We start from the raw sequence: 236 nt of genomic DNA on the forward strand, positions 1-236 counted from the left end.
GAGCAGGTGGCGGGGACGGGACGGCGCCGGGCCAGGACCCGACGCATGGCACGCTGGTTGGCCATCCCGCCCATCCCAACGTAGAAGAAGGAGCCCACGTGGTCCAAGGGCTCCAGCAGCGTGAGTGAGACCAGCACCAGCGCGAGGGCGCCGCCGAGGTCGAGAGCGCCGCCGGCCAGACGCGCCAGGGCAAGGGCGGCCGCAACGGTGACCAGCAGGAGGGAGAAGAGGCCGTC

1 pseudogene is annotated in these 236 nt (G+C 72.5%); it reads right to left on the reverse strand.

Going from position 1 to position 236, the window contains the following annotated elements:
* Positions 1-236 (reverse strand): annotated as a pseudogene (locus HMPREF0058_RS11560) (ABC transporter ATP-binding protein); the annotation flags it as partial.

This window comes from Actinomyces urogenitalis DSM 15434, from assembly GCF_000159035.1.
GTDB lineage: Bacteria > Actinomycetota > Actinomycetes > Actinomycetales > Actinomycetaceae > Actinomyces > Actinomyces urogenitalis.